The 21,573-nt window shown below is 59.2% G+C and carries 18 protein-coding genes and 2 pseudogenes; 10 read left to right on the forward strand and 10 right to left on the reverse strand.

What is annotated here, in order from left to right; all coding sequences use genetic code 11:
• Nucleotides 1-141 precede the first annotated feature (141 nt).
• From FNJ47_RS13550 to FNJ47_RS50490, 3 genes are all read right to left on the reverse strand, one after another.
• A complete protein-coding gene (locus tag FNJ47_RS13550; RefSeq protein WP_163153774.1) occupies nucleotides 142-339 on the reverse strand; it encodes a hypothetical protein in 198 nt (65 codons plus the stop codon).
• Between the two features lie 343 nt (nucleotides 340-682).
• The gene (locus FNJ47_RS13555; RefSeq protein ID WP_163153776.1) at nucleotides 683-1,861 is read right to left on the reverse strand and encodes a hypothetical protein; all 1,179 of its coding nucleotides are present in this window, start codon (nucleotides 1,859-1,861) and stop codon (nucleotides 683-685) included.
• Nucleotides 1,862-2,467: 606 nt separating this feature from the next.
• Nucleotides 2,468-2,989: a hypothetical protein gene (locus FNJ47_RS50490; protein WP_235999864.1), complete on the reverse strand. Its 522-nt coding sequence runs from the start codon at nucleotides 2,987-2,989 to the stop codon at nucleotides 2,468-2,470.
• A gap of 163 nt (nucleotides 2,990-3,152) precedes the next feature.
• Between FNJ47_RS50490 and FNJ47_RS51185 the strand changes: the two genes are divergently transcribed.
• Nucleotides 3,153-3,401: a hypothetical protein gene (locus FNJ47_RS51185; protein WP_235999865.1), complete on the forward strand. Its 249-nt coding sequence runs from the start codon at nucleotides 3,153-3,155 to the stop codon at nucleotides 3,399-3,401.
• 677 nt (nucleotides 3,402-4,078) lie between these two features.
• On the opposite strand, the gene FNJ47_RS13565 is transcribed toward FNJ47_RS51185, so the two are convergent.
• Nucleotides 4,079-4,876: an IclR family transcriptional regulator gene (locus tag FNJ47_RS13565; RefSeq protein ID WP_050420810.1), complete on the reverse strand. Its 798-nt coding sequence runs from the start codon at nucleotides 4,874-4,876 to the stop codon at nucleotides 4,079-4,081.
• Nucleotides 4,877-5,081: 205 nt separating this feature from the next.
• Here FNJ47_RS13565 and FNJ47_RS13570 point away from each other — a divergent pair, with 205 nt between their 5' ends.
• From FNJ47_RS13570 to FNJ47_RS13585, 4 genes are all read left to right on the forward strand, one after another.
• Entirely contained in the window at nucleotides 5,082-6,242 is a 1,161-nt protein-coding gene (locus tag FNJ47_RS13570) for an aminotransferase class V-fold PLP-dependent enzyme (RefSeq protein WP_128970666.1), read from the forward strand.
• A 212-nt stretch (nucleotides 6,243-6,454) separates the two neighbouring features.
• Complete coding sequence (locus FNJ47_RS13575; protein ID WP_163153778.1) at nucleotides 6,455-7,246, forward strand: amino acid ABC transporter permease; 792 nt, start codon at nucleotides 6,455-6,457, stop codon at nucleotides 7,244-7,246.
• On the forward strand, nucleotides 7,243-7,938 hold the full coding sequence (locus tag FNJ47_RS13580) for an amino acid ABC transporter permease (RefSeq protein WP_050420749.1): 696 nt from the start codon (nucleotides 7,243-7,245) through the stop codon (nucleotides 7,936-7,938). Before FNJ47_RS13575 ends, FNJ47_RS13580 begins: the two co-directional genes overlap by 4 nt.
• Nucleotides 7,939-7,991: 53 nt before the next feature.
• Complete coding sequence (locus tag FNJ47_RS13585; RefSeq protein WP_283811242.1) at nucleotides 7,992-8,759, forward strand: amino acid ABC transporter ATP-binding protein; 768 nt, start codon at nucleotides 7,992-7,994, stop codon at nucleotides 8,757-8,759.
• 532 nt (nucleotides 8,760-9,291) lie between these two features.
• Here FNJ47_RS13585 and FNJ47_RS54670 read toward each other — a convergent pair.
• The 3 genes and pseudogenes from FNJ47_RS54670 to FNJ47_RS13595 form a co-directional block, all read right to left on the reverse strand.
• Nucleotides 9,292-9,534 (reverse strand): hypothetical protein, encoded by a 243-nt coding sequence (locus FNJ47_RS54670; RefSeq protein WP_430649376.1) that lies wholly within the window; start codon nucleotides 9,532-9,534, stop codon nucleotides 9,292-9,294.
• A 44-nt stretch (nucleotides 9,535-9,578) separates the two neighbouring features.
• Nucleotides 9,579-9,818: pseudogene (locus FNJ47_RS54675) on the reverse strand (ATP-binding cassette domain-containing protein); the annotation flags it as partial.
• Nucleotides 9,819-10,117: 299 nt separating this feature from the next.
• Nucleotides 10,118-12,112 carry a methyl-accepting chemotaxis protein gene (locus FNJ47_RS13595; protein ID WP_163153780.1) on the reverse strand — a complete coding sequence of 665 codons (1,995 nt, stop codon included), beginning with the start codon at nucleotides 12,110-12,112 and terminating at the stop codon, nucleotides 10,118-10,120.
• A gap of 626 nt (nucleotides 12,113-12,738) precedes the next feature.
• Here FNJ47_RS13595 and FNJ47_RS13600 point away from each other — a divergent pair.
• The 4 genes and pseudogenes from FNJ47_RS13600 (at nucleotide 12,739) to FNJ47_RS13615 (ending at nucleotide 17,051) form a co-directional block, all read left to right on the forward strand.
• Complete coding sequence (locus tag FNJ47_RS13600) at nucleotides 12,739-13,239, forward strand: DUF1269 domain-containing protein (protein ID WP_074128601.1); 501 nt, start codon at nucleotides 12,739-12,741, stop codon at nucleotides 13,237-13,239.
• 666 nt (nucleotides 13,240-13,905) lie between these two features.
• A pseudogene (locus FNJ47_RS13605) lies at nucleotides 13,906-14,948 on the forward strand (patatin-like phospholipase family protein).
• 4 nt (nucleotides 14,949-14,952) lie between these two features.
• On the forward strand, nucleotides 14,953-16,407 hold the full coding sequence (locus FNJ47_RS13610; RefSeq protein WP_163153782.1) for a GntP family permease: 1,455 nt from the start codon (nucleotides 14,953-14,955) through the stop codon (nucleotides 16,405-16,407).
• 323 nt (nucleotides 16,408-16,730) lie between these two features.
• Complete coding sequence (locus FNJ47_RS13615) at nucleotides 16,731-17,051, forward strand: HU family DNA-binding protein (protein WP_163153784.1); 321 nt, start codon at nucleotides 16,731-16,733, stop codon at nucleotides 17,049-17,051.
• A gap of 156 nt (nucleotides 17,052-17,207) precedes the next feature.
• Here the strand turns inward: FNJ47_RS13615 and FNJ47_RS13620 are convergent, their stop codons facing one another.
• The 3 genes from FNJ47_RS13620 to FNJ47_RS13630 all read right to left on the reverse strand — a co-directional run bounded on the left by FNJ47_RS13620 (nucleotide 17,208) and on the right by FNJ47_RS13630 (nucleotide 19,891).
• A complete protein-coding gene (locus FNJ47_RS13620; protein WP_163153786.1) occupies nucleotides 17,208-18,329 on the reverse strand; it encodes a type III polyketide synthase in 1,122 nt (373 codons plus the stop codon).
• A gap of 115 nt (nucleotides 18,330-18,444) precedes the next feature.
• A complete protein-coding gene (locus FNJ47_RS13625; RefSeq protein WP_163153788.1) occupies nucleotides 18,445-19,083 on the reverse strand; it encodes a hypothetical protein in 639 nt (212 codons plus the stop codon).
• Between the two features lie 502 nt (nucleotides 19,084-19,585).
• On the reverse strand, nucleotides 19,586-19,891 hold the full coding sequence (locus FNJ47_RS13630; protein WP_128970668.1) for a DNA -binding domain-containing protein: 306 nt from the start codon (nucleotides 19,889-19,891) through the stop codon (nucleotides 19,586-19,588).
• Between the two features lie 696 nt (nucleotides 19,892-20,587).
• On the opposite strand from FNJ47_RS13630, the gene FNJ47_RS13635 reads away from it, so the two are divergent.
• Nucleotides 20,588-21,573: IS701 family transposase (locus FNJ47_RS13635; RefSeq protein ID WP_163153790.1), on the forward strand; the 986-nt coding region annotated here is incomplete at its 3' end.

Below are 21,573 nucleotides of genomic sequence, written 5' to 3' on the forward strand. Positions count from 1 at the left end.
CTCTCAGAGGTTTCAGCGACTATCTGCCTCAAAAAATAGGAAGGGCATTGCTGGCCGGCTTTCCGCAGAGGCGCTGGATACTGATGTCAAGAGCCATAACCAGGACACTGGCGTTGGCGGCAACGTCGGCGCAGCACTGGCTCAGCTGCGGAAGTCGGTCGGCGCAAAAGCGACGGCGATCGCACCCGGTATCCCGACCATTGCTGATCCCGAAGATACCGCACTGATAGACTCGAGGCGAATCGACGACGCCGCAGCACGGCGTTGGCCAGAGGAGCTGCGGAAGGCCACGACCAGGTTGTGCATCTGCGGTTGATGGACCACCAGAACCGTCGTCATCAGTTGGCACCAGTTCACTCGACTGGGGTTTCAATGGGACGCAGGAAGCAGCCTCTTTACTCCGAGGATGCTTCCTTTATTTCGGGGCTTGAGGAGGGCCTTACGAAGGGCAATGCCGCCAAACGTGCGGTCAAGAACACCGTAGGTTTTTCTTCGCAGCTTCGGCGGCCGGCTCTTCAATAACAAGAGACGATGGCCGTTCGGTTGAACGAGGAGTCGCTGAGCGATGATGCGCGCAAGTTCATCGGGACGGGTAGCGCTCATCTGCACCGCCCATAAGGTCGCCAAGCTCGTAAGAGTCGCTGGAGCAAGCTATCGTCCATTAACAAGCCCGATACCAGAGCTATCTGGACGGGCTCCTAGCGTCGGGAGTGTCCGTCGGCGCCATTCGTGGTTCATGGATGACCCGAACGTCATTGGGCCCTCCCGGCCCCATGATGGCGAAGTAGCGCTCGCCGCGAATGTCGTATTGTTTTACCGGCTGCGCCGCGTCCGGCAAGAGGCCCCAGCGGCCGAGCTTCGAGAGCATCGTGGCCGAGGCGGGTTGGGTGCCGTGCGAAAAATCCTCGGGAACGGCGAATGATGCAGCATAAATCTCGCGGGCCGCCGGAGATGTCGTCGCAGCCCTGGCGGACGACGGAGCGGCTTGCTCCATCGACCGTCCAAGCCGCGCTGACGAGGCTCGATTTGCCGGCCGCGCGCTGAGCTGCGGAACGTTTCCCGGCCGAGATCCGAGACGAATGCCAGTGCCTGGCGGATTGATTGGTGTGCTTCGCCTCATCTCGGCGGCGGACACGAACAACGCGGTGTAGCGGTCATTGTGAACCACGAAACGGGTGGTCCGGCTGTCCTGGCTCGGCGGGACGCTGCTACTGTCAAGGGCAGCCGGCGCGTGCTGGTCGCCTTGCTGCGAGTTAAAGGTACGAACGGCCTCTCCTAAATCCAGGTCTTGGTGATGGCGCGCGGTCGGCTCGCGAGAGGACGATGGGGCGGCGCCTTCCATCAGCACACGAGCGACTGAATTGCCGGACTCGCTCAGCCGGCGCCCAATGGCATCCCCTTCCAGCTGATTTAGCGTCCTCTGCCTCTTCGCAGGCCTCAACTGCCCCGTGTAATCCTCACCCATGAGGACCTCGTGCCTTGAAAGGGGGGAGCTCCCGGTCAATTCGGTCGGAGCCGGCTGGTAGCTATCGCTCCAGCTGAAGTGATGCACGGCTCCGGGATCCGGTGCCTGGTGATCGCGCGCGGTTGGCATGAGAGACGATACTAGGATGGCTTCGCCCATCATCCCTCGCAGCGGATCCTGACCGTGAGGTTCCGCAGTCAGCTCGTTCGGCCAACCTAAAGCTTCCTGCGGCGCGCTGTGCTGCGCAGCGGCGCCAAGCCCTGCGACCGCACTGGTATCAAGCTGCGCCACCTCATCCAAGTACGGCTCAAACTCCACTTGCTGCTGTTGCAGCTCCGCGGCGTTGTGAGCAGCGCGATTTTGGTTGAATGAGTTGATGCTGTTAAATGGGTCCATGTCCCCTCCGTTTGAGTCGGTACGCAATCCCGAGCAGATAGTGTCGCTCACTGGTTCTCGCTCTACTGGGATCAGCTGTCGACAAGCTGACGCGCTTAGAGACCTAAGAGAGCCAAATTGGCCAGCCTGAATCACTGCGACACTCACCCGAAGGACGCGACGGAATGCCGGATTGCATTTTTCGGAAACACTCGCTGGGTGAGTCGGAGCCGGCACGAACAGATTTATTTTGAGCAGCGTGATGTGACCTACAAAATCGTCCTAAAATAAAGTGTGTACTGAGCCGGGAAATGTTCTGACTCTGCCGTCGGGATGGTGCCCGAACTGAGGCGGACCTCTTTGTTGAAGGCATGCCTTGCCGAAAAGGTCTTGACTCTGGCCGCAGAGGGTCAATCGGATCCAGCAATCTTGGCACGTGTCGCGGTGCGGACGGTGCAGGAATTCTTTCAGCCGCGACCGATGTAAAGGAGGACCGACGTGCGACATGTTGCGTGTCGCGAGAGCGAGGCTGCTGTCCTGCATGCCTAGCGGGCCGAGCCCGTTTTTCTTGCGGTAGTCGGTACATGCGGGGTAACTGATTTCTATCGCTGTCATTGCCGCGCAATCCTACCCGGGAAACAGTCCCGGCATCCAACGGGACGCGAGCCTTGCCGGGAAGGCGAGGTGTAGCGGCGCTCGCGGACTTTCGGAGGCTAGAATTTCCGCTTCAAGCAGGGCCGATGTAACCCTGCGGGCGCTGCGCTCGCTTATTTGAAGTAAAGCAGTGACATCGTTGCGCGGAAGTTCACCACGGAAGAGGATCGCTTCCAGAATGGCTCCTGATTTTTGGGGCAGGCGGTCGGCCCGTGCTTCTTCTTCGGCCCAGATCAGGATGCGGTTACGGAGCTGATCGGGTTGCACCAGAGCTTGCATGAAGGCGACCTGATCGATGCAGGTCTGCAGAAAGAAGATTGAAAATTCCGCCAATGCTTCTTCACTCAGTGTGCCGCGCCCGTCGAGATCGTTGCGGCGCTGCATGTCGCAGGCAGTAAGGTGTTGCTGATAGGCCGCCTCGTTGCGGGCAAGGCCGCGCGCGATCGACCATATGCCGCCGGTGTCGAGCGTTTCCCGCTGCATAGCATAGGACATGAGCCGCGCAACGCGGCCATTCCCATCCAGGAACGGGTGAAATCCAGAGCAGGCAGTGGTGGGCGCAGGCCGAGGCGATGATTGCGTCGGTCCTGCCGAGCTTTGCATAGGCTTCCTCGAAGCGAGTGAGGAAGCGCGGCAGGGCACCCGGGCTGACCGGCACATGGCGGCCTACCGCAACGTCGCGGTCGCGCAGCTTGCCGGGGACGACCTCGATCCGTTCCTTGGTGTCCGGATTCTCAACCCAAAGCAGTTCTGCCAGGAGCAGTCCGCGGAAGCGGTGATGGACTTCGATGATGCCGTCTTGCGTCGTCGCGCGACCGTTGAGGCGTCCCTCATCGATCCACTTCTGTACGGCGATATGGGCGATGGTTTCCTTTTGCAGGTCGCGTTTCTTGGGGCGGCGCTGTAGTCGTGCTTGAGCGCGCGTTCTATATCGACCGGGTGAGTGTCGTACCACTCGATCAGGTTGCTGTAGTAGCAATTCGTCGAGCGTACGAGCCTGGCCAGGGAGATTAGAACTCCCTCGGGCAGGCTGTGCGTGAAAGCGGCCGACCATTGTTCGCGAAGGCGATCTCGGCACCCAATGTTGCGCAATCATGAGCCGCTTTGCCTACCGCTCCAAAATCGCCGAAAATGTCGAGCGGCAAATTCTCTCCCTCCACATCGCGGGCGACATGCCCGATTTCTAGGGATTGGCACTAAAGCGGATGGCCACGACCTGACGACACTTTCAGATTCGCGGCTTGCTTCATAAATCACAAGGCGCTCGATCGGGCCCTTGAGTCTCGACCGGCGTTGGCACTAGCCCTCTGGCGTGAGACGCTCGCCGACGCGGCGCTGTTCCGGGAATGGACCGTCAACCTCGGCGCGCGCTCCGCATCGGGACGCATATCCTCCATCTCAATCAACCACTAGACATGCTAGTTGACGATGGCGCTGCGGCGCAGTTCGAGCTCTGATGGCTCCAATCTTGTGGAGACTAGAAGTGCTGCCGCAACGACTTATACCGAAGCAGACGGTGACCGTTTCCCAAGATATTCATGCTTTCTCCCGACCAGAAGGGGCGAAGCCGAGGGATCCTTTTCCTCAAGTATCCTCAAGCGTTTCATCCTCGCTGTCGGTTTGAAGGATGGTTTGCGATAGGAGTGCGGCGGCTCTTTGGAGTGGAGGAATGAATCGGTCAAGCTCTGCGAAGCTGACTCGCGCCGCGGGCACCGAGACGCCAAGACATGCTATCAGCTCGCGGTCCGGAGAAACGATGGGGACCGCACAGCCGACCACGCCTTTCACGTATTCCTCATTGGTCTTGGCCCACCCATGATGGCGCGTCTCCTCGAGAATCTTCAGAAGCGTCTCGCAATCCACGATGGTGTTATCAGTATACTGGGTCAGAGCGAGTGAGCGGCATAGCTTTTCACGCGGCCTCTTGGGTAGTCGGCTCATGTAGATCTTTCCGGTCGAGGTGCAGTGAAGTGGAGCCGCCTCGCCGGGATTGAATTGAAGCCCCTGTGGTTGGGACACGCGTACGCTATCAACGTAAGTGACGAGGTTGTCGCGCACGACGCCGATCTCGCACTGTTCGCCGATCTCGCCGGCAACCGCGCGCAGCACCGCATGGCGCCGCGCTGTGCGGAAAGCCGCGCCGATGACTCTGGCGGACAGCATCACCAGCTGATTGCCTACCACGTAGCGCTTTGATCCAAGCGCTTTCTGAAGAAGGCCGCGTTCTTCCAGATTTCCGACAAGCCGATGGGCCGTCGGAACGGGTAACGAAAGGGCGTTCGCGATCTCAACGACCGAGACGGCCTTTGTCTGATGGGCGACGTGGCCAACTATGGCGAACGCTCGGTCGAGGGGCCCAGCTGTCTTTTTTTGGTCGGCCATCGCAATCTCCCAGTGGAAGTAAATTATCATTATTCGGAATTATTGCTACTGAAATATGGAAATCATCTAGATCGAGCTCAGGTATGCTCATATCGTGGGCGCCGTCGGGTGTTGATCGGTTTTTGTGCGCCGCACGGGCTCGGTATGGCGATCAAGCCCAGGAAATTTGGCAGTCCGGGCGACGCGTTTTGAAAGGGGAGTGGGAATGTCTCGTCATTACGACGTGGAAGCTGTGCGCAAGGAGTTCCCTGCTGCCGAAAGGATAGTCTACCTCGACTCCGGGTTTCAGGCGCCGCTCGCCCGTCCCGTAATGGCCGCCATCGAAACCTTTCTTCGTGAAGGCTTGGAGACCGCCGGGCCGAAAAGCGTGTGGCTCGATCGGGTTGAGCAAACGCGTGCCAAAGTGGCCCGTTTCCTTGGGGTGTCGGCCGACGAAATTGCCTTCACCAAGAACACATCGGAAAGCATGAACATCGCGGCGAACGCGTTGCCTCTTCGAGCCGGCGATAGCGTTTTGATGATCCATGGCGATCATCCAAACAACACCTATGCTTTCCTCAATTTGAAGAAGAAGGGTGTCCGGATCGACTTCCTTCCCATGACGGATGTCGTAAACGCCGAGGCTTTTCTTCCCTACATCGACGACACGACTCGCGCGATTTCGCTGTCGCACGTGACCTTCCACGCGGGTCATCGCTTCGATATCGAGAGTATCGGCGCTCTTTGCGCGGATAAGAAGCTCTACTTCGTCGTCGACGTCATGCAGGCAATCGGGGTAGTTCCGATCGATGTGAAGGCCATTCAGGCAACCTTCGTGGGCTGCGGAAGTCACAAGGGATTGCTCGTCCCTCAAGGTCTCGGATTGCTCTATTGGAACCAGACTCTGAAGGAGCTGGAGCCCGCCTATCTTGCCGCTGCCAGTTTGGCAGAAATTCCTGACGACCTTATCGCCCGTCCCGATCGCCTGGCGTCGTCTCCGACCGCGCGACGCTTCGAGTTAGGCAACTTCAACCTTCCTGCAATTCATGCGCTAGGAGCCTCGCTCGACATGATCGAACAGATCGGCGTGAAGAACATTCAGAACCATTGCTTCGATTTAGGTGATCATCTGCTCGCCCAGCTGGACGATCTCGGCGTCAGTCTCATCGGTCCGCGTCAGCGGCAACATCGATCGCCTCACATCTACGTCGTCGGTCTTCCTGCGACAGAATGGCTCAGCTACTTCGAAGAGAATGGCGTGCGTGTGTCCCCAGAGCGTGACGGCATCCGTATATCGTTCGGCATGTTCAATACGATCGATGATGTGGATCGCTTAGTGCATCTTATCCGCGGACGGCTGTCAAAAAAGTCATTCAAGGCTGCGTAGGATTAGGCATGGGAGAAGTTCGAGAAAAAGCGCGCGAAGCAGACGGTATGATCGGGTCAAAGCGCGAAGGTCATGGCTTTCCGCTTGCCGATACGCTGAAGGAGAGGATCGTGCATTAAGATGACGCGGTCGATTAGTACCGACACAACGCGCACGATGAGCGACCATGCCGAGCGTGGTCGTCGTGCACACCCGCAATCGTGAGGTTCGCGATGTTCACAGTTCTTCTTGAAAAGACCGTGGATGGCCAGCGTTACATCGACTGGCTTGTTTCGGGTCTCGGTTGGACGTTGGCGCTTGCCTTCTTCGGCTGGTGGATTGCATTCGCAGTCGGAGTCGTCGTCGGCATAGGTCGAACTGTGCAGAACCCGTTCTTCCGGGCCCTAGCTCGATTATACGTTGAGATCTTCCGAAACATCCCCGTTCTCGTGCAGATGTTTCTCTGGTACTTCGTCCTGCCCGAGCTTCTTCCAACGACCATGGGCGATTGGATAAAGCAGATACCTCCGCCTTGGGGCACTTTCTTTCCGGCCCTGTGGTGCCTGGGCCTCTACACCGCCGCACGCATCGCAGAACAGGTTCGCGCAGGCATCGAAGCTTTGCCCAGGGGCCAGGACGAAGCCGCTGCCGCACTCGGCCTGAGCGGTTATCTAACGTATCGCCATATCATCTTGCCGCAGGCACTTCGCCTTATCGTGCCAAGCCTGACAAGCGAGGTGATGGGCATCTACAAGAATACATCCGTTGCTCTAACCATCGGTCTGATGGAGCTGACCGCTCAAGCGCGCCAAATCAGCGATGCGACGTTCCAAACCTTCGCGGCATTCGGTGCCGCCACACTCATCTATCTCGCTTTGGCTTTGATCGCCTACCAGGCGATGATGCTTATCGACAAAGCCGTGCGCATACCCGGTACCGCACCCGGTAGGGAGGCCGACGGGTCAGATTTCGACGCTGTGAAGCTGGAAAGCCCCGTCCCTAACGGTATGGAGATCGTGAAATGAACAGTCTCGATTTCTCGATTGTCCTGCAGGCATGGCCTTATCTGTGGTCAGGATTGCTGTTCTCGCTTTCCTTGACGGCAGCCGCCTTCTTGGTTGGGATGTTTCTTGGAACGCTCTTCGCCCTCGTACAGCACTTTGAGCTCCGCGTTCTGAGCCAGCTCGTCCGTAGCTATGTCGCCCTGATGCGATCGATTCCGCTCATTCTAGTCCTGTTTTGGTTCTTCTTCTTGGTGCCCATCGTTCTGGGGCACTTGTCAGGCAACGGTCGCCCGGTTCCGGTCGGTGCCACCTATACAGCGTTCATCACGTTCGGGCTATTCGAAGCCGCCTACTATTCGGAAATCATCCGTGTCGGATTGCGCGCAGTGAACAAAGGACAATTCGAGGCTTGCCAGGCTCTCGCCCTGTCGACATTCGACACGTATCGCCATGTCATCCTTCCGCAGGTGTTTCGGGTCGCAAGCCCCATCATACTGAGCCAGACCATTATCCTGTTTCAGGATACGTCCCTTGTTTACGTTCTATCGCTCACTGATCTCCTTGGTGCGGCCTCGAAGCTTGCACAGCTCCATGGTCGTCTCGTCGAGATGTACCTCGCAGTGGCCGTTGTTTATCTCATCATAAGCTGCGCCGCGTCCCAATTCGTCGCCTCGCTCCGAAAGAAGTACGCGATCGCGGGCGCTCGCCGATAGTCAATCATAACTCGATGGCCCGTCATTCCCTGGGCTACAATCCGGAGATCAGCATGCAACAACGGCGCACCGTCAGCCCAACTGACCCGTTCCCGATGGTTATCGTCGAGCGCCTCGTCAAGCGGTTCGGCAGTTTCAATGCCCTGAGCGGCGTCAGCCTCAAAGTCGCAAAAGGAGAAAAGATCGTACTCTGCGGGCCATCGGGTTCCGGAAAGTCGACTCTCATCCGCTGCATCAATCATATCGAAAAGCACGATTCCGGACGTATCGTCGTCGATGGAATCGAACTGACAGACCGGATTCGCGACATCAACAACATTCGCTCTGAAGTCGGCATGGTCTTTCAGAGCTTTAATCTGTTTCCGCATCTGTCGGTGCTCGAAAATTGCATGCTGGCTCCGATGAAGGTGAGAGGCCTTGCTGAGCCTGAGGCGCATGAGCGGGCGGTGGCGCTGCTGAGGAAAGTCCGGATCCATGATCAGGCCCACAAATATCCCACGCAATTGTCGGGCGGCCAGCAGCAACGTGTCGCTATAGCCCGTGCCCTGTGCATGCAGCCCAAGATCATGCTCTTTGACGAGCCGACGTCTGCCCTCGATCCGGAAATGGTCAAGGAGGTGCTCGAGACCATAGTTGAGCTCGCGCAGGACGGGATGACGATGGTCTGCGTCACGCACGAGATGGGTTTTGCGCGCGAAGTCGCGGATCGTGTGGTCTTCATGGACCTCGGCTCAATCGTGGAAGAGGGCGATCCGAGCACCTTCTTTCGTGCGCCGAACACGGACCGCGCGAAGGCCTTCCTCAACCGGATCATTCACTGAGATCCCGGCCCGCGCCGTCGTCCCTGAAATGCCGCGTCAGCATACCCATTGACGACGACGTTGTGCGTTGTGCATTGTCGCGGCCGATCAATTTGGGCGACCCATAACAGTTGCAGAAAAGATCGTTCTCGCCGGCCGCGCTGAGCTAGGTTTGACAGAATGTCAAACTCACTGACCGCGCCCTTGGCGGCGCTATCACGGCCTCGGCGGTTCTGTTTGCCGCGAGGCCTGCGGGAATCGGTTCGGGGTTTCGGTGCGCGTTGGCTCTGGCTGACGGCTCGGCTCTGGCGTTCGATTGCCGCGCACAATCCAACTCGCTATGCGAGCATAGCTGCGGCGCAGCACTGGCATCATTGATTCATGATTGTCTTGATCCACTGTACCTAGACTTGACATAAAGGGGGCGTTTCGCAACCGTCACGGTTGACTGCGGTGGGGGAATTAGCACACCGAACGAAGAACGCCCGGCGGCGACCAGACCGCCCGGCGATAACTGTCGTCTCCATGTTGCAGTCAACCAATCTAGACATTTCTAGCTGACATCAACCTTACGGCGGGTGCGATCTTTGGTCCGAACCGGTCCGACTTCGATCCCGGGTAGGATTTGGTTTAATGTATCCATCCCATTTACGTCCGCTCGTAGGTCGAGGAGCTCATCGACCCGCGTAGTGATATCGGCAGCGGCGGACCAGCCCAGCAGTCTCGGCGTGACGGCGATGTTGTCGACGACGCGCAGATGCGGAAACAGCCCGCCGCTCTGGAACACATAGCCCATTCGCCGGCGCAAGCGCGCCGGATTAACGTTGTGCGCATCCTCGCCCCCGCGACGACACGGCCGCTGTCGGGGTCGAGCAGGCGGTTGGCGAGCCGCAGCAAGGCGGATTTGCCGGACCCGGATGCGCCGACGATCGCCAGGAATTCGCCCGCGGCAATATCGAGCGAGATATCGTCGACGGCTGTGATGCGTCCTGCGTCGTGACCGCCGGCAGCGCTCTTCCCGACATGGACGTAGGCAATTAGCGGTGCGGGTGCCATGGTCGAACTGGACGAGCGCGCCATTGTCCGAAATTCACTTTATTCTGCGGTGGGCACGTTTGCGAACATCGGATTCGAAGGACACTGGCAAATCTATGTGGCGCGCCGCCGCTCGTGGCACGACGCCGAGTGCATCCAAACTAAGAATACGGCAGTGGCGTCTTCGCTCCCGTACGAAACGTACCGTTTCGCATCTTGCAGAGGGGAGCTCGTTACGTCCATGCCGTACTTCGCGCGAAAATCGGAAGCAATCGGTTAGAAGTGATCTTTTCGAGCTCGTTTGCCGGGTAACTCAGCGATAGTTTACATATTGACGCGTCAACCTAAGCGGCTTGAATCCCGACTAGGAAGCTGTCCAGTTCGTGCTTCAGTCGAGAGCTTTCCTCAGACAACAGTTCGGCAGACGTCAGCACCTGCAAGGATGCCCCTTCGGTTTCTTTCGCGTGGTTGGTGACTTCGCCGGCGCTTGCCGCCACCTGGGTCGTCCTGACCGCCGCTTCCTGTACATTGAAAGCGATGCTTTTGCTTGTTGCCTCATGCTCTCCAATGGAGTCGACTACGATCCGGGCAATCTCCGCGATGCGGCCGATAATGACGCCAATTTCGGTAATCGCGCCGACCGACTCAGCCGTCGCCGCCTGAATACCGCTAATCTGCTCGCTGATCTCAACGGTCGCATGCGCGGTTTGCGCTGCGAGCAATTTTACCTCTTGAGCGACAACCGCAAAACCTCTGCCGCGGTCGCCGGCGCGCGCGGCTTCAATCGTCGCGTTGAGAGCGAGCAAATTGGATTGCCGTGCGATCGTTGCGATCAACTGGACCACGCTGCCGATCCGCTCCGCGGCGGCCGCCAGACTGGCCATACGCTGGTCACTGAGTTCGGCCTTGAGAACGGCGTCGCCCGCTATACTGGCCGCTTCTTGGACTTGTCGGCCGATGTTGGTGATGGTTTTCGCCAGTTCACCCGTCGCGGCCGCGACGCGCCGAACGTTGGTGGATGCTTCCTCCGACGACGAAGCGACCGCACTGGAGAGTTGCCTGCTGTGATCGGCCGTACCGGTCAGGCTGCGTGCGGAAGCTTCCAGTTGTGAGGAGGCGGATGAAACGGTCTCGATGACCTTGCCGACGGCGGCTTCGAATTCGCCGGCGAGCCGAGCCAAATCGGCCTGACGTAGCTCGGCGACGGTACGATCCTGCACGGCCTTGGCATCGAGTTCGGCTTGCGCCTTCTCGCGGGCTTTCAACTTGAACAGTTCGACAGCTTCTGCCATCTCGCCAAGCTCGTCTTTTCGGCCGAGTCCCGGCAGAACGACGTCGAACCGACCGTCGCCGAGCTGACGCATGGCCGCCGTCATCGAAGCGACTGTCTGGGCAACGCGGCGGCCGAACAGTAACGCGATCAGGCCAACGAGTATCGTTGCAAGCCCAATCATCCAGACAAGATTCCGCCGAATTTCTTCGGCTCGCATTGCGGCAGCCTGCGAATGAGCGTCCGCGGCAGCCATGATCTTTACGAGCGCCGGGCGAATGCGATCGTAGATCTGTCCGAGGTCGTCGACCTGATCGCTCAACGCCTGTTGTGTCACCATGAACGACACAAAAGTCGCCTTGTACGCCCGGATTAGCTCGAGGATCTGGGATTTCACATCAGCGGGTAGGTTCGCTTGAGCGAGCGAGGTCTCGAATTCCACCTCCCGATCCGCCAGTTGATCGCCATATTTGTCTTCGCCGCGCAAGATGAAGTCTTTCTCGTGCCGGCGCATCATCAGCATTAAGATCATGAGGCGTGGTTGGTTCAGCTCTGACAGCCGGTGTTCGACCACGTGCACGGCATTGCGCAGCTTGCCCTGAAATCCGTCGCCTTCATTAAAGCCCAGGTTGCGCTGCGCCGAGACCACGTTCTGAAAACGCGTTGCGTAGAGACTGACTGCCGGCCGCAAGACGCTCCCTTGCTTCAGCGGATCATCCTCGGGCAAACCCGTCACAAATGCTTCGACGCGACTTAGCTCTGCGAGCTGCCGCTCATAACTCTCGGTATGCGTCTTGATCAACATCTCGCTTGGTTTACGCAGGAAGTTGATCGCGATTTGCTGCGACTCTAGGAAGCTTTGCGACAACGATGCGACATGGGCTTTGAATTCGTTGCTCTCGTTCGAAGCGCTCTGGACTAGGCTCGCATAATACAGACCAGCCCCGCAGATTGCTCCCGTGACGAGGACTCCAGAAATTCCGAGCAATGCCAGTTGGCCGCGCAAGCCAATGCGGAAGCCTCGGTGGGCCCTCGTTCGCCCGCCGATCCTGGTCGCAATACCACTCATTGTGTCCCTTGAATGATTGCATGCCCTAACCGCTGATTAGCGCGGGGCTGACGGACGATTGCCATCTTGAATGAACGAGAGCTGATCTGCTTCGTTCGGGTCGATGGACCGGCTAGTTAATCTAGATTGATTTCGAAATCCTGAACTCGCACCGTACGTTACGTACAACCCTACTGTGCGGGTGGGGCATTTTTATCAATGCTCCACAATCATGATGCGAGCGAATGCAAGGGGGAGCCGCACGCCTCCTGACTGAGGCGCGCTGACGTTCGGCTCTCTGTTGTTGTCGATTGGCCAGTTTGGTCGCCATCAACGTGTGAGATAGTCAATGACCCTCCTTGCCATGGCATTGTGCTCTACTGCTCTGTGGCGCAACGTTCCGACGGCTTTTTGGTCGCTTGGTTCGAACTCAGAAGCGCGCGGCAGAGACAGGCTTGCGGCAAGTCCTTATTCGAGACACATGCGACAATGCCGCTTACTCAATTGCACTGAGCGCTAAAAACATCTCGGGATTGTGAAGCTGCTTGCGTGATTGGCCAGCTAGAGACTTTCGGGTCTGTGCTAAGTTTAGGCCGTGCATCACGCGCGGAATAGGGGCAGCACTTCGAGCCATCAGGGAGTGTTCAATGTCAGATCTCGTTGCGATCGTGTACCCATCCGAAGTCAAAGCAGAGGAAGTTCGGCAAAAAATACTTAAGCTTCAAGGCGAGTATCTGATCACGATCAGCGATGCCGTGATCGCAGTCAAAACCGAGGACTCTGTAAAGCTCAATCAGCTTGTGAACACCACCATGACCGGCGCCGCCAGCGGCAGCTTCTGGGGGCTGCTCTTGGGGATGGTCTTCCTGAATCCTCTTCTCGGCGTGGCTCTCGGAGCCGGCGCAGGCGCTTTGAGCGGTGCGCTGACCGATTTCGGGATCAGAGACCAGTTCATGAAGGATCTCGCGTCGAAGGTGAAATCGGGAGATGCCGTCCTGTTCCTGCTGATCAAGTCTATGACCTCAGACAAGGTTCTCAATGCGATCAAGGATGCGGGAGGGATCGTCCTGACGACCTCGCTCGATGAAAAGAAGGAGCAGCACCTTCGCGACACGCTCGCAGCCGCAACTCAGGCCAAGGCTGCCTAGCGAGTGAGGCAAAGCCTGGCGCCAGCGTCAAAGCATCGCCGGGAACGGTAGTCGCTGCGCTGTCACGGCAGTCGCAGTGGCAGCCGAATACGCTACAGTTTTGCGTAGGGATCAGCCCAACGGCATCGATCCCTGGGCGGGATCGCCCGCGAAGGAGGCCGGCTGCAGCCATGCGGCTCCGCGGCCGCTCAGTCGGTTGCCTTCCGCGCTGTGAAAAGCCGGGAGAAAATTATGCGAAGATTGCTTCTATGGGGGCTCGCACTTGGGATTGCTTCGGCAGGGATTATGGCGACCAGCGGTCGCTCGCAAGCCGGCCTTATGGCGCCGCTGGGCGTGCGCCAGGCCGCCGACGAGCTTCGTCTCGCGGAAACCGTCCAGTTCACCTGGAGGGGCCAGCGCTACTGTTGGTACAGCAGGGGATGGCGCGGTGGCGGCTGGTATCGGTGTGGCTTTGGTTCAAGGCGCGGCATGGGCTGGGGTGGTCCGGCGGGATGGCACGGATGGCGACGGCCGGGCCAGCGCCCGGTCACTCGGCCTCCGAGACCTGGTCGGCCAGGAATCGAGCGTCCGCGGCCACTCCCGCAACCGCTCCCTGGCAGGAGCTGACGGCTTCCTTGTCTGGCGTTCGCCGGCCGCGACGTGGCCGCACGCCAGTCGGAGCCCGCGATGTCCTTGAAGGAGCCGCAAACACGCGCGCGCGATGCCGTTCTGGTCGATCTCGCGCTGCAGGGTGGTGGACCGCACGGCGCTTTTATTTGGCGGGTGCTCGATCGGCTCATGGATGAGCCGTGGCTGCGTATCGAGGCGATATCAGGCACGTCGGCCGGCGCGATGAACGCCGTCGTGCTGGCGGGCGGTTTTATGACCAATGGCCCGGCCGGTGCCAAGTCTGCATTGGAGGCCTTCTGGCGGCGGGTCGCTGACTCAGCGCGGTTCAGTCCCATGCGGCGAAGCCCGCTGGACGTCATCCTCGGTCGCTGGACCCTTGATACGTCGCCCTTCTATCTCGCCTTCGATCTGGCGAGCCGCGTGTTTTCGCCCTACGACCTGAATCTTGCCGGTACAAACCCTTTGCACCAGGTCCTCGCCGAGTCGGTCGATTTTAGACAGATCGCGAACTCCCCGATCCGGTTGTTCGTGACGGCGACCAACGTTCATACCGGCCGCGGGTGTGTGTTTCGCAACGCCGAGCTCACACCCGACGTTCTGCTCGCTTCCGCCTGCTTGCCGACTCTGTTCCGCGCGATAGAGATCGATGGCGAGCCCTATTGGGATGGCGGCTACTCCGGGAACCCGACGATCACGCCGCTCGTACGCGAGTGCAACTCGCATGACACGCTTCTCGCCGCGGTCAACCCGGTCGAGCGACCCGGGACACCGCGCTCCGCGGCGAGATTCTCGATCGGTTGAACGAGGTTGCATTTAACGCCACGCTGCTCAAGGAGTTGCGTATGATCGCGCTGCTGCGGCAGGTCGCGGACGTCGGCAGCTCCGAGGGACGCAAATGGGCTGAGATGCGCATTCACCTGATCGCGAGCAAGGTGCTGGCCGAGCTCGGCGTGTCGTCAAAGCTGAATGCCGAGTGGGATTTTCTCTGCATGCTGCGCGACGAAGGCCGCCGTACCGCGGAGGCATTCCTCGCCGCGAACGAGCAGAACATCGGCAAGCGCTCCTCGATAGATTTGGATTTGCTCTTGCAGCAGGTTTGACGCCATGGGTCTCGTCGGAATCCTGGTTGCTCTTGGCCTGCTGATCTGGCTCTCGTTCCGCGGATGGAGCGTGCTGCTCCTGGCGCCGGCTGCCGCGATCGTCGCTGCGGCATTCGCCGGAGAGCCCTTGCTTGCCCATTGGACGCAGACCTTCATGGGCGGGGCTGCGCAGTTCATCGCGCAATTCTTCCCACTATTTCTGCTCGGTGCGCTGTTCGGCAAGCTCATGGACGACAGCGGATCGGTCCACGCTATCGCCCAGTTCATGAGCACCAAACTCGGGGCGCGTCGCGCGATCCTTGCTGTGGTACTTGCCGGCGCGATCGTCACCTACGGCGGGGTAAGCCTTTTCGTCGCCTTTTTCGTTTTGGCGCCGATGGCACGGGAAATGTTTCGCGTCGCTGATATCCCGCATCGGCTCATGCCGGCCGCCATCGCTCTGGGCACCTCCACATTTACGATGTCGGCAATGCCCGGAACGCCCGCGATTCAAAATACGATTCCGATGCCGTTCTTCGGAACCACGCCGTTTGCGGCGCCCGGATTGGGAATCATCGCTGCTGCGATCATGCTCGCATTCGGGCTCTGGTGGCTCCGCCGCGCCGAGGAATCGGCGCGCAAGACAGGTGAAGGCTATGGCGGAGACGCAGGGCTCGTCAGCGGGGCGGTCGCTGACGATCAATTCATCCGCGAGCGCGCTACATCGTCCCACGAGTTCGATCCGGCCGAAATAGCCCATGGCAAGCGCGGCGATGTGCCGCCACCGATCGGCACGGCGATCGTCCCGCTCCTCGTGGTCGTGGGTGTGAACCTGCTGATGTCGCTCCTGATCCTGCCGCGCGTCGATTTCTCGTTCCTCGCGCAGGAGCGCTGGGGCGGGACCTCCCTTGCCGGCGTTGCCGGGGTGTGGTCGGTCGCAGTCGCTCTCGCCGCCGCCACGGCAACGCTCATCGCGCTCAACCGAGCCCGCCTCACGGATCTAAGGGCGAGCATGGATGCCGGCGCCAACGCCTCGGTGCTCCCCATCTTCAGCGTCGCCAGCCTGGTCGGCTTTGGAGCCGTCGTCGCTGCGCTACCGGCCTTTGCGTTGGTGCGCGACTGGATGCTGTCGATCTCCGGCGGTCCACTCGTTTCTCTCGCCATCGCGACAAACATCCTCGCCGCTTTGACCGGCTCGGCTTCCGGCGGATTGACCATTGCGCTCGATGCCCTTGGCGACACATACCTGCAAATTGCGCAGACTGCCCATATCGACCCGGGGCTCATGCACCGGGTTGCCGTGATCGGCTCCGGCACCCTGGATAGTCTGCCGCACAACGGCGCCGTCGTGACGCTGCTCGCGGTCTGCGGCTCGACCCATCGCAAGAGCTACTTCGATATGGTGATGGCCAATATCGTTGGGCCGATCATCGCCTTGGCCATCGTTATCGCGTTGGGTTCGGTGCTCGGATCGTTTTAGTTAACCCGCGCCGGGGTCTGACCAACACAAAGACATGCAGCGTTGCTGGCAAATGGCTTGAGCATGCAGTCGATAGTGGGATCGTCGCAACAGGCGCCCCGCCGCCGCGCAACGTTATGGATTTTTGGGGGCGGCATTGAATGTCCGTGTGCCGATCAGACGTAGGTCGAGGACATGTCGTGCTCGTCTGCGAGGCAGCTAGCAAACGCTGGTTCTTCGTCGCGCGATGACATTCCTTGCTCAGTGCCGGCATAGGGTTATCTTGACGGTTGCCAATGCTTTCGAGCAAATGGCGACTTCCCAAATGGCAACAGGGGGTGTCAATGATCAAGTCCACGCTCGTTCAACGTATTGCCGAGAACTACCCGCATCTTTATCAAAGCGCCGTCAACAATATTGTGAGCGCAATCCTCGATGAGATCGTCGAGGGATTGGCGCGCGGTGGCCGGGTCGAGTTGAGGGGATTCGGAGTATTTTCGGTCAGCCATCGGCAGGCTCGCACAGGCCGTAATCCAAGAACGGGCGAGTACCTGAAAATCGAGCAAAAGCGCTTTCCGGTCTTCAAGGCCAGCAGGGCAGTGCATGAGCGATTAAACCGTGGCGAAGATTCGATATTGATCAACTCGCCGTCTGAGGTTACCTAAGAGGGAGAGCCGGATCGGTGCAGCAGCGATGCTGTAACTGCAAGCGGTCTCGCGGACGCCGCTGGGTGCCGTGGAACAGAGCTGATCAGCGGCAGCATCTCGGCCACGCGGGCGCTCGACAGTACTAAGCGATCAGTTTGGTGATGCCGATCACGACTAGGCAACCCACTTCAATTGGTTGCCCGGCTGCTCGAGGTGGGCGGGCTTTGGCTGTGCTGCTTCCGTGTCAGCCCATTTCAGTAGCGTCAGTTCGGCTGAGAACCCTGGTCCGAAGGCGCCTAAGATGCCGTATGATCCAGGCGCTTGCTCCTCATGCGCCAGCACGCGTTCCAGCACGAATAGCACAGTTGCGCTGGACATATTTCCATGAAGTCGAAGTGTCTCATAGCTGGAAAAAAAGCTCTCAGAGGGCCTGCCAAGGCCCCGCTCACAAACTTCCAATACTTTTCTGCCGCCAGGATGAAAGATAAAGCTCCTTACTTGGCCAGGAAGGATGCCAGCCTCCGCGAGCAACGAGTTCATTGCACGTGGCATCAATTCCCTAATCATTGACGGAATGCGCTCGGACACCACGACTTCAAATCCCGCGTCGCCAAAATGCCAGCCCATTAGAGAAGTCGAGGCCGGGTGAAGCAAACTCGTACTTCTCACGATATCCAGCTTGCCAGAACCGCTTTCAGCTGGCGCGATTAATAACGCGGCAGCACCATCTCCAAAGAGGCTTGAGGCGACAACGTTCTTTGGCGTGAGATCATTCGGTTGGAATGTAAGGGAAGTCAGCTCCACAGCAACGAGGAGAATGCGTTCGTTCGTTGCTCGGCAAAGGGCTCCTGCTAAACTAACTCCTGATGCTCCCCCAGCGCATCCGAGGCCAAAAATCGGCGTCCGTCCCACATCTGGTCGCAACCCGACCTTGAAGATCAGGTCCACGTCGAGACTAGGCGTCGCTATCCCTGTCGTCGAGACGAACAAAACCCGATCGACTTGCTCGGGCTTAACGCCAGCCCGGTCGAGACAGTTCACCGTCGCTTTGCACGCGAGCTCCTTCGCCCAATCCAAATATATCTGGTTGGTCTCACTTATGCGATGCTCGTCGAGAAGCCATTCGGGCGGAACGCAAAAGAAGCGCTGATCGACCAGCGCATGATCGAATACGGTAAGATATCTCCTCAGCTTCTCCATTCTGGAGACAAAGTGGTGACCCGCTAGAGCCTTGAGGTCGGCCTGAGAGAACCGAAACGGTGGCAAAGCCGTCCCAACAGCCAAAATTCTGGACATCAGTGACTCTTGTCGCTCGACATGGATTTACACCGAACAAGGACGCCCGCGACATCCAGCCGTTATTTCGCGTGGACCAAGCCGACATTGATGTTCTGCCCAACGCGGGCAGTTCCTACGAGGCAGCTCGTTGAAAAGCCTGCGCTTCCGATTGAGCAAAAGCCATCGATCGGAGGGCCCATGAGCACGCAATCGTACTCAGCGCTGACGGCCAGCTGGGCAGAAAAGAAGCCTTTATGTCCACGCCTGCTGGACAGCGCTGTTGGCCGTCGCTGGCGTTGACGAGCGGCAGCGGAGTCGCAAGGTCGCAGGTCTGATATTTATTGCGGGCAGCCGCAGTGGCGCCTTTTGCGTAGAGCAGGACGTCATTCCAGGCGTAACCGAGCGGGTCCTCAACGGGGCCGCGGGTAACAATTTTGCGTGCAGCCAGAAGGCCCGGCACAATGAATCTAGCGTTAGAGCCTTCGGGACTGGCGCAGTTGCCGTTCATCGCGATTCCAGACACCGACTTAGCGATCTGCCAGGGGAAGCCGATTTCACCGCCGAGCGGACTTCCTGTTGCACCAGGACACGTCAGGGCAGGAGGTGGCGCACGGACCACATCTCCGGCGTCGACGAATTCCCAGCATCGACGGCCATCGCCGCGATTGAGGCCGATATCAGAACCGCTTCGCTCGCGGAGCCGCACGGCCAGACTGCCGACAGCCGCGACCAGCAAGATGACGCCTATCGTGCCCAGGAGCAGCAGTTTCATTCTTCTCGACCCAATCCGAGCTCAACGTTCTTGAGGGGTTCACAGACGCGGATGCATGCCATGCGTCTGTCTTCTTGATCAATTGATAAGGTTAGTAGGTGACTTGAAATAACGTGTCCGCCTCAGCGAATGAATGGCCCGTCTTCTTCTGTGCGGACTCATATGAGTTTGTCGCGGCAAGCCGTGTTGCCATCGTCGATATACCTGGTAGACGTCGGATACACTGACGGGATTTCGCGTAGCTGATAGTCGAACCAAATCGGCTCGGGTCGTCGTGAAGTATTTTGGCGATGCCCGCCACGAGCCGCGAGCCTGTCAGGATCCAGTCATCCGCAACGCCGCCGGAACAGGTGCCTAGTGCAGGCCGCAAGGGCTCACAGTAAGGGCATTCCAATCCGTGCTAGGGCGAACCTAGGGGACAGCGACCGTTCTTCTTATTGGAGCTCAATTGATTGGGTTAGGCCTTTAAAGGCCGATGTTGCGGTTCAGCCGGCTTGACGCGTCATGGGTTGCGAGTTGATACACTCGTCTGGCTCCGAGCGCCACTGCGAAGAAGCTGCCGATAACCGTCATCTGCTATCCACTTTGCCCGAGCGAGATGACTGTCAAAAGCGCGACGCGCCCGATCCCAGTCGTGAGCAGGGTCAACGTGAAGAACAACGCGCGCTACCTCGCGCCAATCTGTACCCTCAGCATCAGCGTCAAGCAGCCGCCAGTATGTAGCCAAGTGCTCCTCGTCATAGACGGTCAGACTCGCGCCCGACGGTGCAACGTCATCGACGGTCAAATCGAGCAGCGGTTCCTGCACTGATGGGTCTCCCGGGCAGCTTTAGGGGCAACGAAGGGGATCGTCGCGAGCTTGGTGCGCAGTCGCAGTATCCTCCGATTGTGGAATAGTTTTGGTGATGCCTAAAGCACATCAGGTGATTCGCTTTACGCAACGACATCCGAAACGCTTCACTGTTACACCCCTATTGTCACTGCACTGAATGGCCGACGCGGCATGCCATCGATCATGAGCTTGAGATACATGTGATGATTCTCGAGGCTGGGAAATCAACGAAATGAAAGGGAGTGAAACTCGCGGGCAAGGTCTGGCGCCGTCCCGGCGCCGACCCGGCAGAAATGATCGTCGCAACATTGCCGAGAACAGCATGCGATATATTTGGTTCGAGTTGATGGAAGACTGGTGGGCGATCGCAAAGCCAACCCGATGCTTGCGGGCAGTGCCGAGAGGTTCGCGAGCGCGAGCGTCGTGAAGCCTCAAATTCGCCGCTGACAAGCCGGAGGAAGATCAACGGACAAAGACGCATCAAAAGTCTCGCCGAGCGCTGGGAATACTGCCTCAGCCCTGTCGGACGCAGGGGCGGCTTGCTCCATCCTGCGTGAAGGCAGTGCTGGGGAGGCCTGTTTCCCCGACAGCGCGCTAGTCTGACTGAGTCACAAAACCGCCGGCTAGAATCAATGATGGTTGCAGCATGGACCATTAGCCGATGAGGCCGACATGAGCGGGCGTGGCACGAAGACGAGCGAGAAGCGATTTGAGGCGTATTTGGAAGGGCTTGCCAGTGTCATCGGTCATGCTGATCGGAAGGCGCCGCTGCGCGACTATTGCGTCGGCCTGATGGCCTGTGGCGGTCGCAAGAGCGTGGAGCCGATGGCGGCGGTGACGGCTCCGGAGCGGACGGCGGCCCAGCATCAATCGCTGCTGCATTTCATCGGCAGCGGCGCCTGGTCGGATGAGAAGGTGCTGGGCAAGGTACGCGAGATGGTCCTGCCGGCGATTGAACGCCAGGGCCCCATCGAAGCCTGGATCATCGATGACACCGGATTTCCCAAGCAGGGGCGACATTCGGTTGGAGTTGCACGGCAATATTGCGGGCAGCTCGGCAAGCAGGATAATTGCCAGGTGGCGGTGTCGCTGTCGATTGCCAACCACCACGCCAGCTTGCCTGTCGCTTACCGCCTTTATCTTCCGAAGGAATGGACTGAGGGCCGCGATCGGCGGCGCAAGGTGGGCATTCCTGCCGAAGTCGGCTTCCAGACCAAGCCGGAGATCGCGCTGGAGCAGTTGCGGTGGGCCTGTGCGAGCGGCCTTCCGCGCGGTGTCGTGCTGATGGACGCTGGCTATGGCAACAACAGCGACCTGCGCACCGAGATCACGGCGCTGGGATTGACCTATGTGGCCGGTCTTCTGTCGAGCACGACGGTATGGGCGCCCGGCACCGGTCCCTTGCCGCCGAAGCCATGGTCGGGCCGCGGCCGTCCACCAAAACTGATGCGCCGCAACCGTCAGCATCAGCCAGCCGCCGTCAAAGCGCTCGCGATCGGCCTGCCGGCCCAAGCTTGGCGCACCATAACGTGGCGGCAAGGAACGAACGAAAAGCTGACCTCGCGCTTTGCCCGCGTGCGGGTTCGTGCCGCGCATCGTGATTATTGGCAAACCACCCGGCGAGCGCAGGAGTGGTTGCTGATCGAATGGCCGAAAGG

This window comes from Bradyrhizobium uaiense (assembly GCF_010811875.1).
In the GTDB taxonomy this organism is placed as follows: domain Bacteria; phylum Pseudomonadota; class Alphaproteobacteria; order Rhizobiales; family Xanthobacteraceae; genus Bradyrhizobium; species Bradyrhizobium uaiense.

Bases quoted from the DNA above. Each gene is read 5' to 3' on its own strand.
- FNJ47_RS13575 (WP_163153778.1), top strand. From the start codon at position 6,455: ATGTTCACAGTTCTTCTTGAAAAGACCGTGGATGGCCAGCGTTACATC.
- FNJ47_RS13610 (WP_163153782.1), top strand. From the start codon at position 14,953: ATGGGTCTCGTCGGAATCCTGGTTGCTCTTGGCCTGCTGATCTGGCTC.
- FNJ47_RS13565 (WP_050420810.1), bottom strand. From the start codon at position 4,876: ATGGCCGACCAAAAAAAGACAGCTGGGCCCCTCGACCGAGCGTTCGCC.
- FNJ47_RS13615 (WP_163153784.1), top strand. From the start codon at position 16,731: ATGATCAAGTCCACGCTCGTTCAACGTATTGCCGAGAACTACCCGCAT.
- FNJ47_RS54670 (WP_430649376.1), bottom strand. From the start codon at position 9,534: ATGGGCTATGTGTTCCAGAGCGGCGGGCTGTTTCCGCATCTGCGCGTC.
- FNJ47_RS13580 (WP_050420749.1), top strand. From the start codon at position 7,243: ATGAACAGTCTCGATTTCTCGATTGTCCTGCAGGCATGGCCTTATCTG.
- FNJ47_RS13550 (WP_163153774.1), bottom strand. From the start codon at position 339: ATGACGACGGTTCTGGTGGTCCATCAACCGCAGATGCACAACCTGGTC.
- FNJ47_RS13600 (WP_074128601.1), top strand. From the start codon at position 12,739: ATGTCAGATCTCGTTGCGATCGTGTACCCATCCGAAGTCAAAGCAGAG.
- FNJ47_RS50490 (WP_235999864.1), bottom strand. From the start codon at position 2,989: ATGTCCTATGCTATGCAGCGGGAAACGCTCGACACCGGCGGCATATGG.
- FNJ47_RS51185 (WP_235999865.1), top strand. From the start codon at position 3,153: ATGGCGGCCTACCGCAACGTCGCGGTCGCGCAGCTTGCCGGGGACGAC.
- FNJ47_RS13620 (WP_163153786.1), bottom strand. From the start codon at position 18,329: ATGTCCAGAATTTTGGCTGTTGGGACGGCTTTGCCACCGTTTCGGTTC.
- FNJ47_RS13570 (WP_128970666.1), top strand. From the start codon at position 5,082: ATGTCTCGTCATTACGACGTGGAAGCTGTGCGCAAGGAGTTCCCTGCT.
- FNJ47_RS13555 (WP_163153776.1), bottom strand. From the start codon at position 1,861: ATGGACCCATTTAACAGCATCAACTCATTCAACCAAAATCGCGCTGCT.
- FNJ47_RS13585 (WP_283811242.1), top strand. From the start codon at position 7,992: ATGCAACAACGGCGCACCGTCAGCCCAACTGACCCGTTCCCGATGGTT.
- FNJ47_RS13625 (WP_163153788.1), bottom strand. From the start codon at position 19,083: ATGAAACTGCTGCTCCTGGGCACGATAGGCGTCATCTTGCTGGTCGCG.
- FNJ47_RS13595 (WP_163153780.1), bottom strand. From the start codon at position 12,112: ATGAGTGGTATTGCGACCAGGATCGGCGGGCGAACGAGGGCCCACCGA.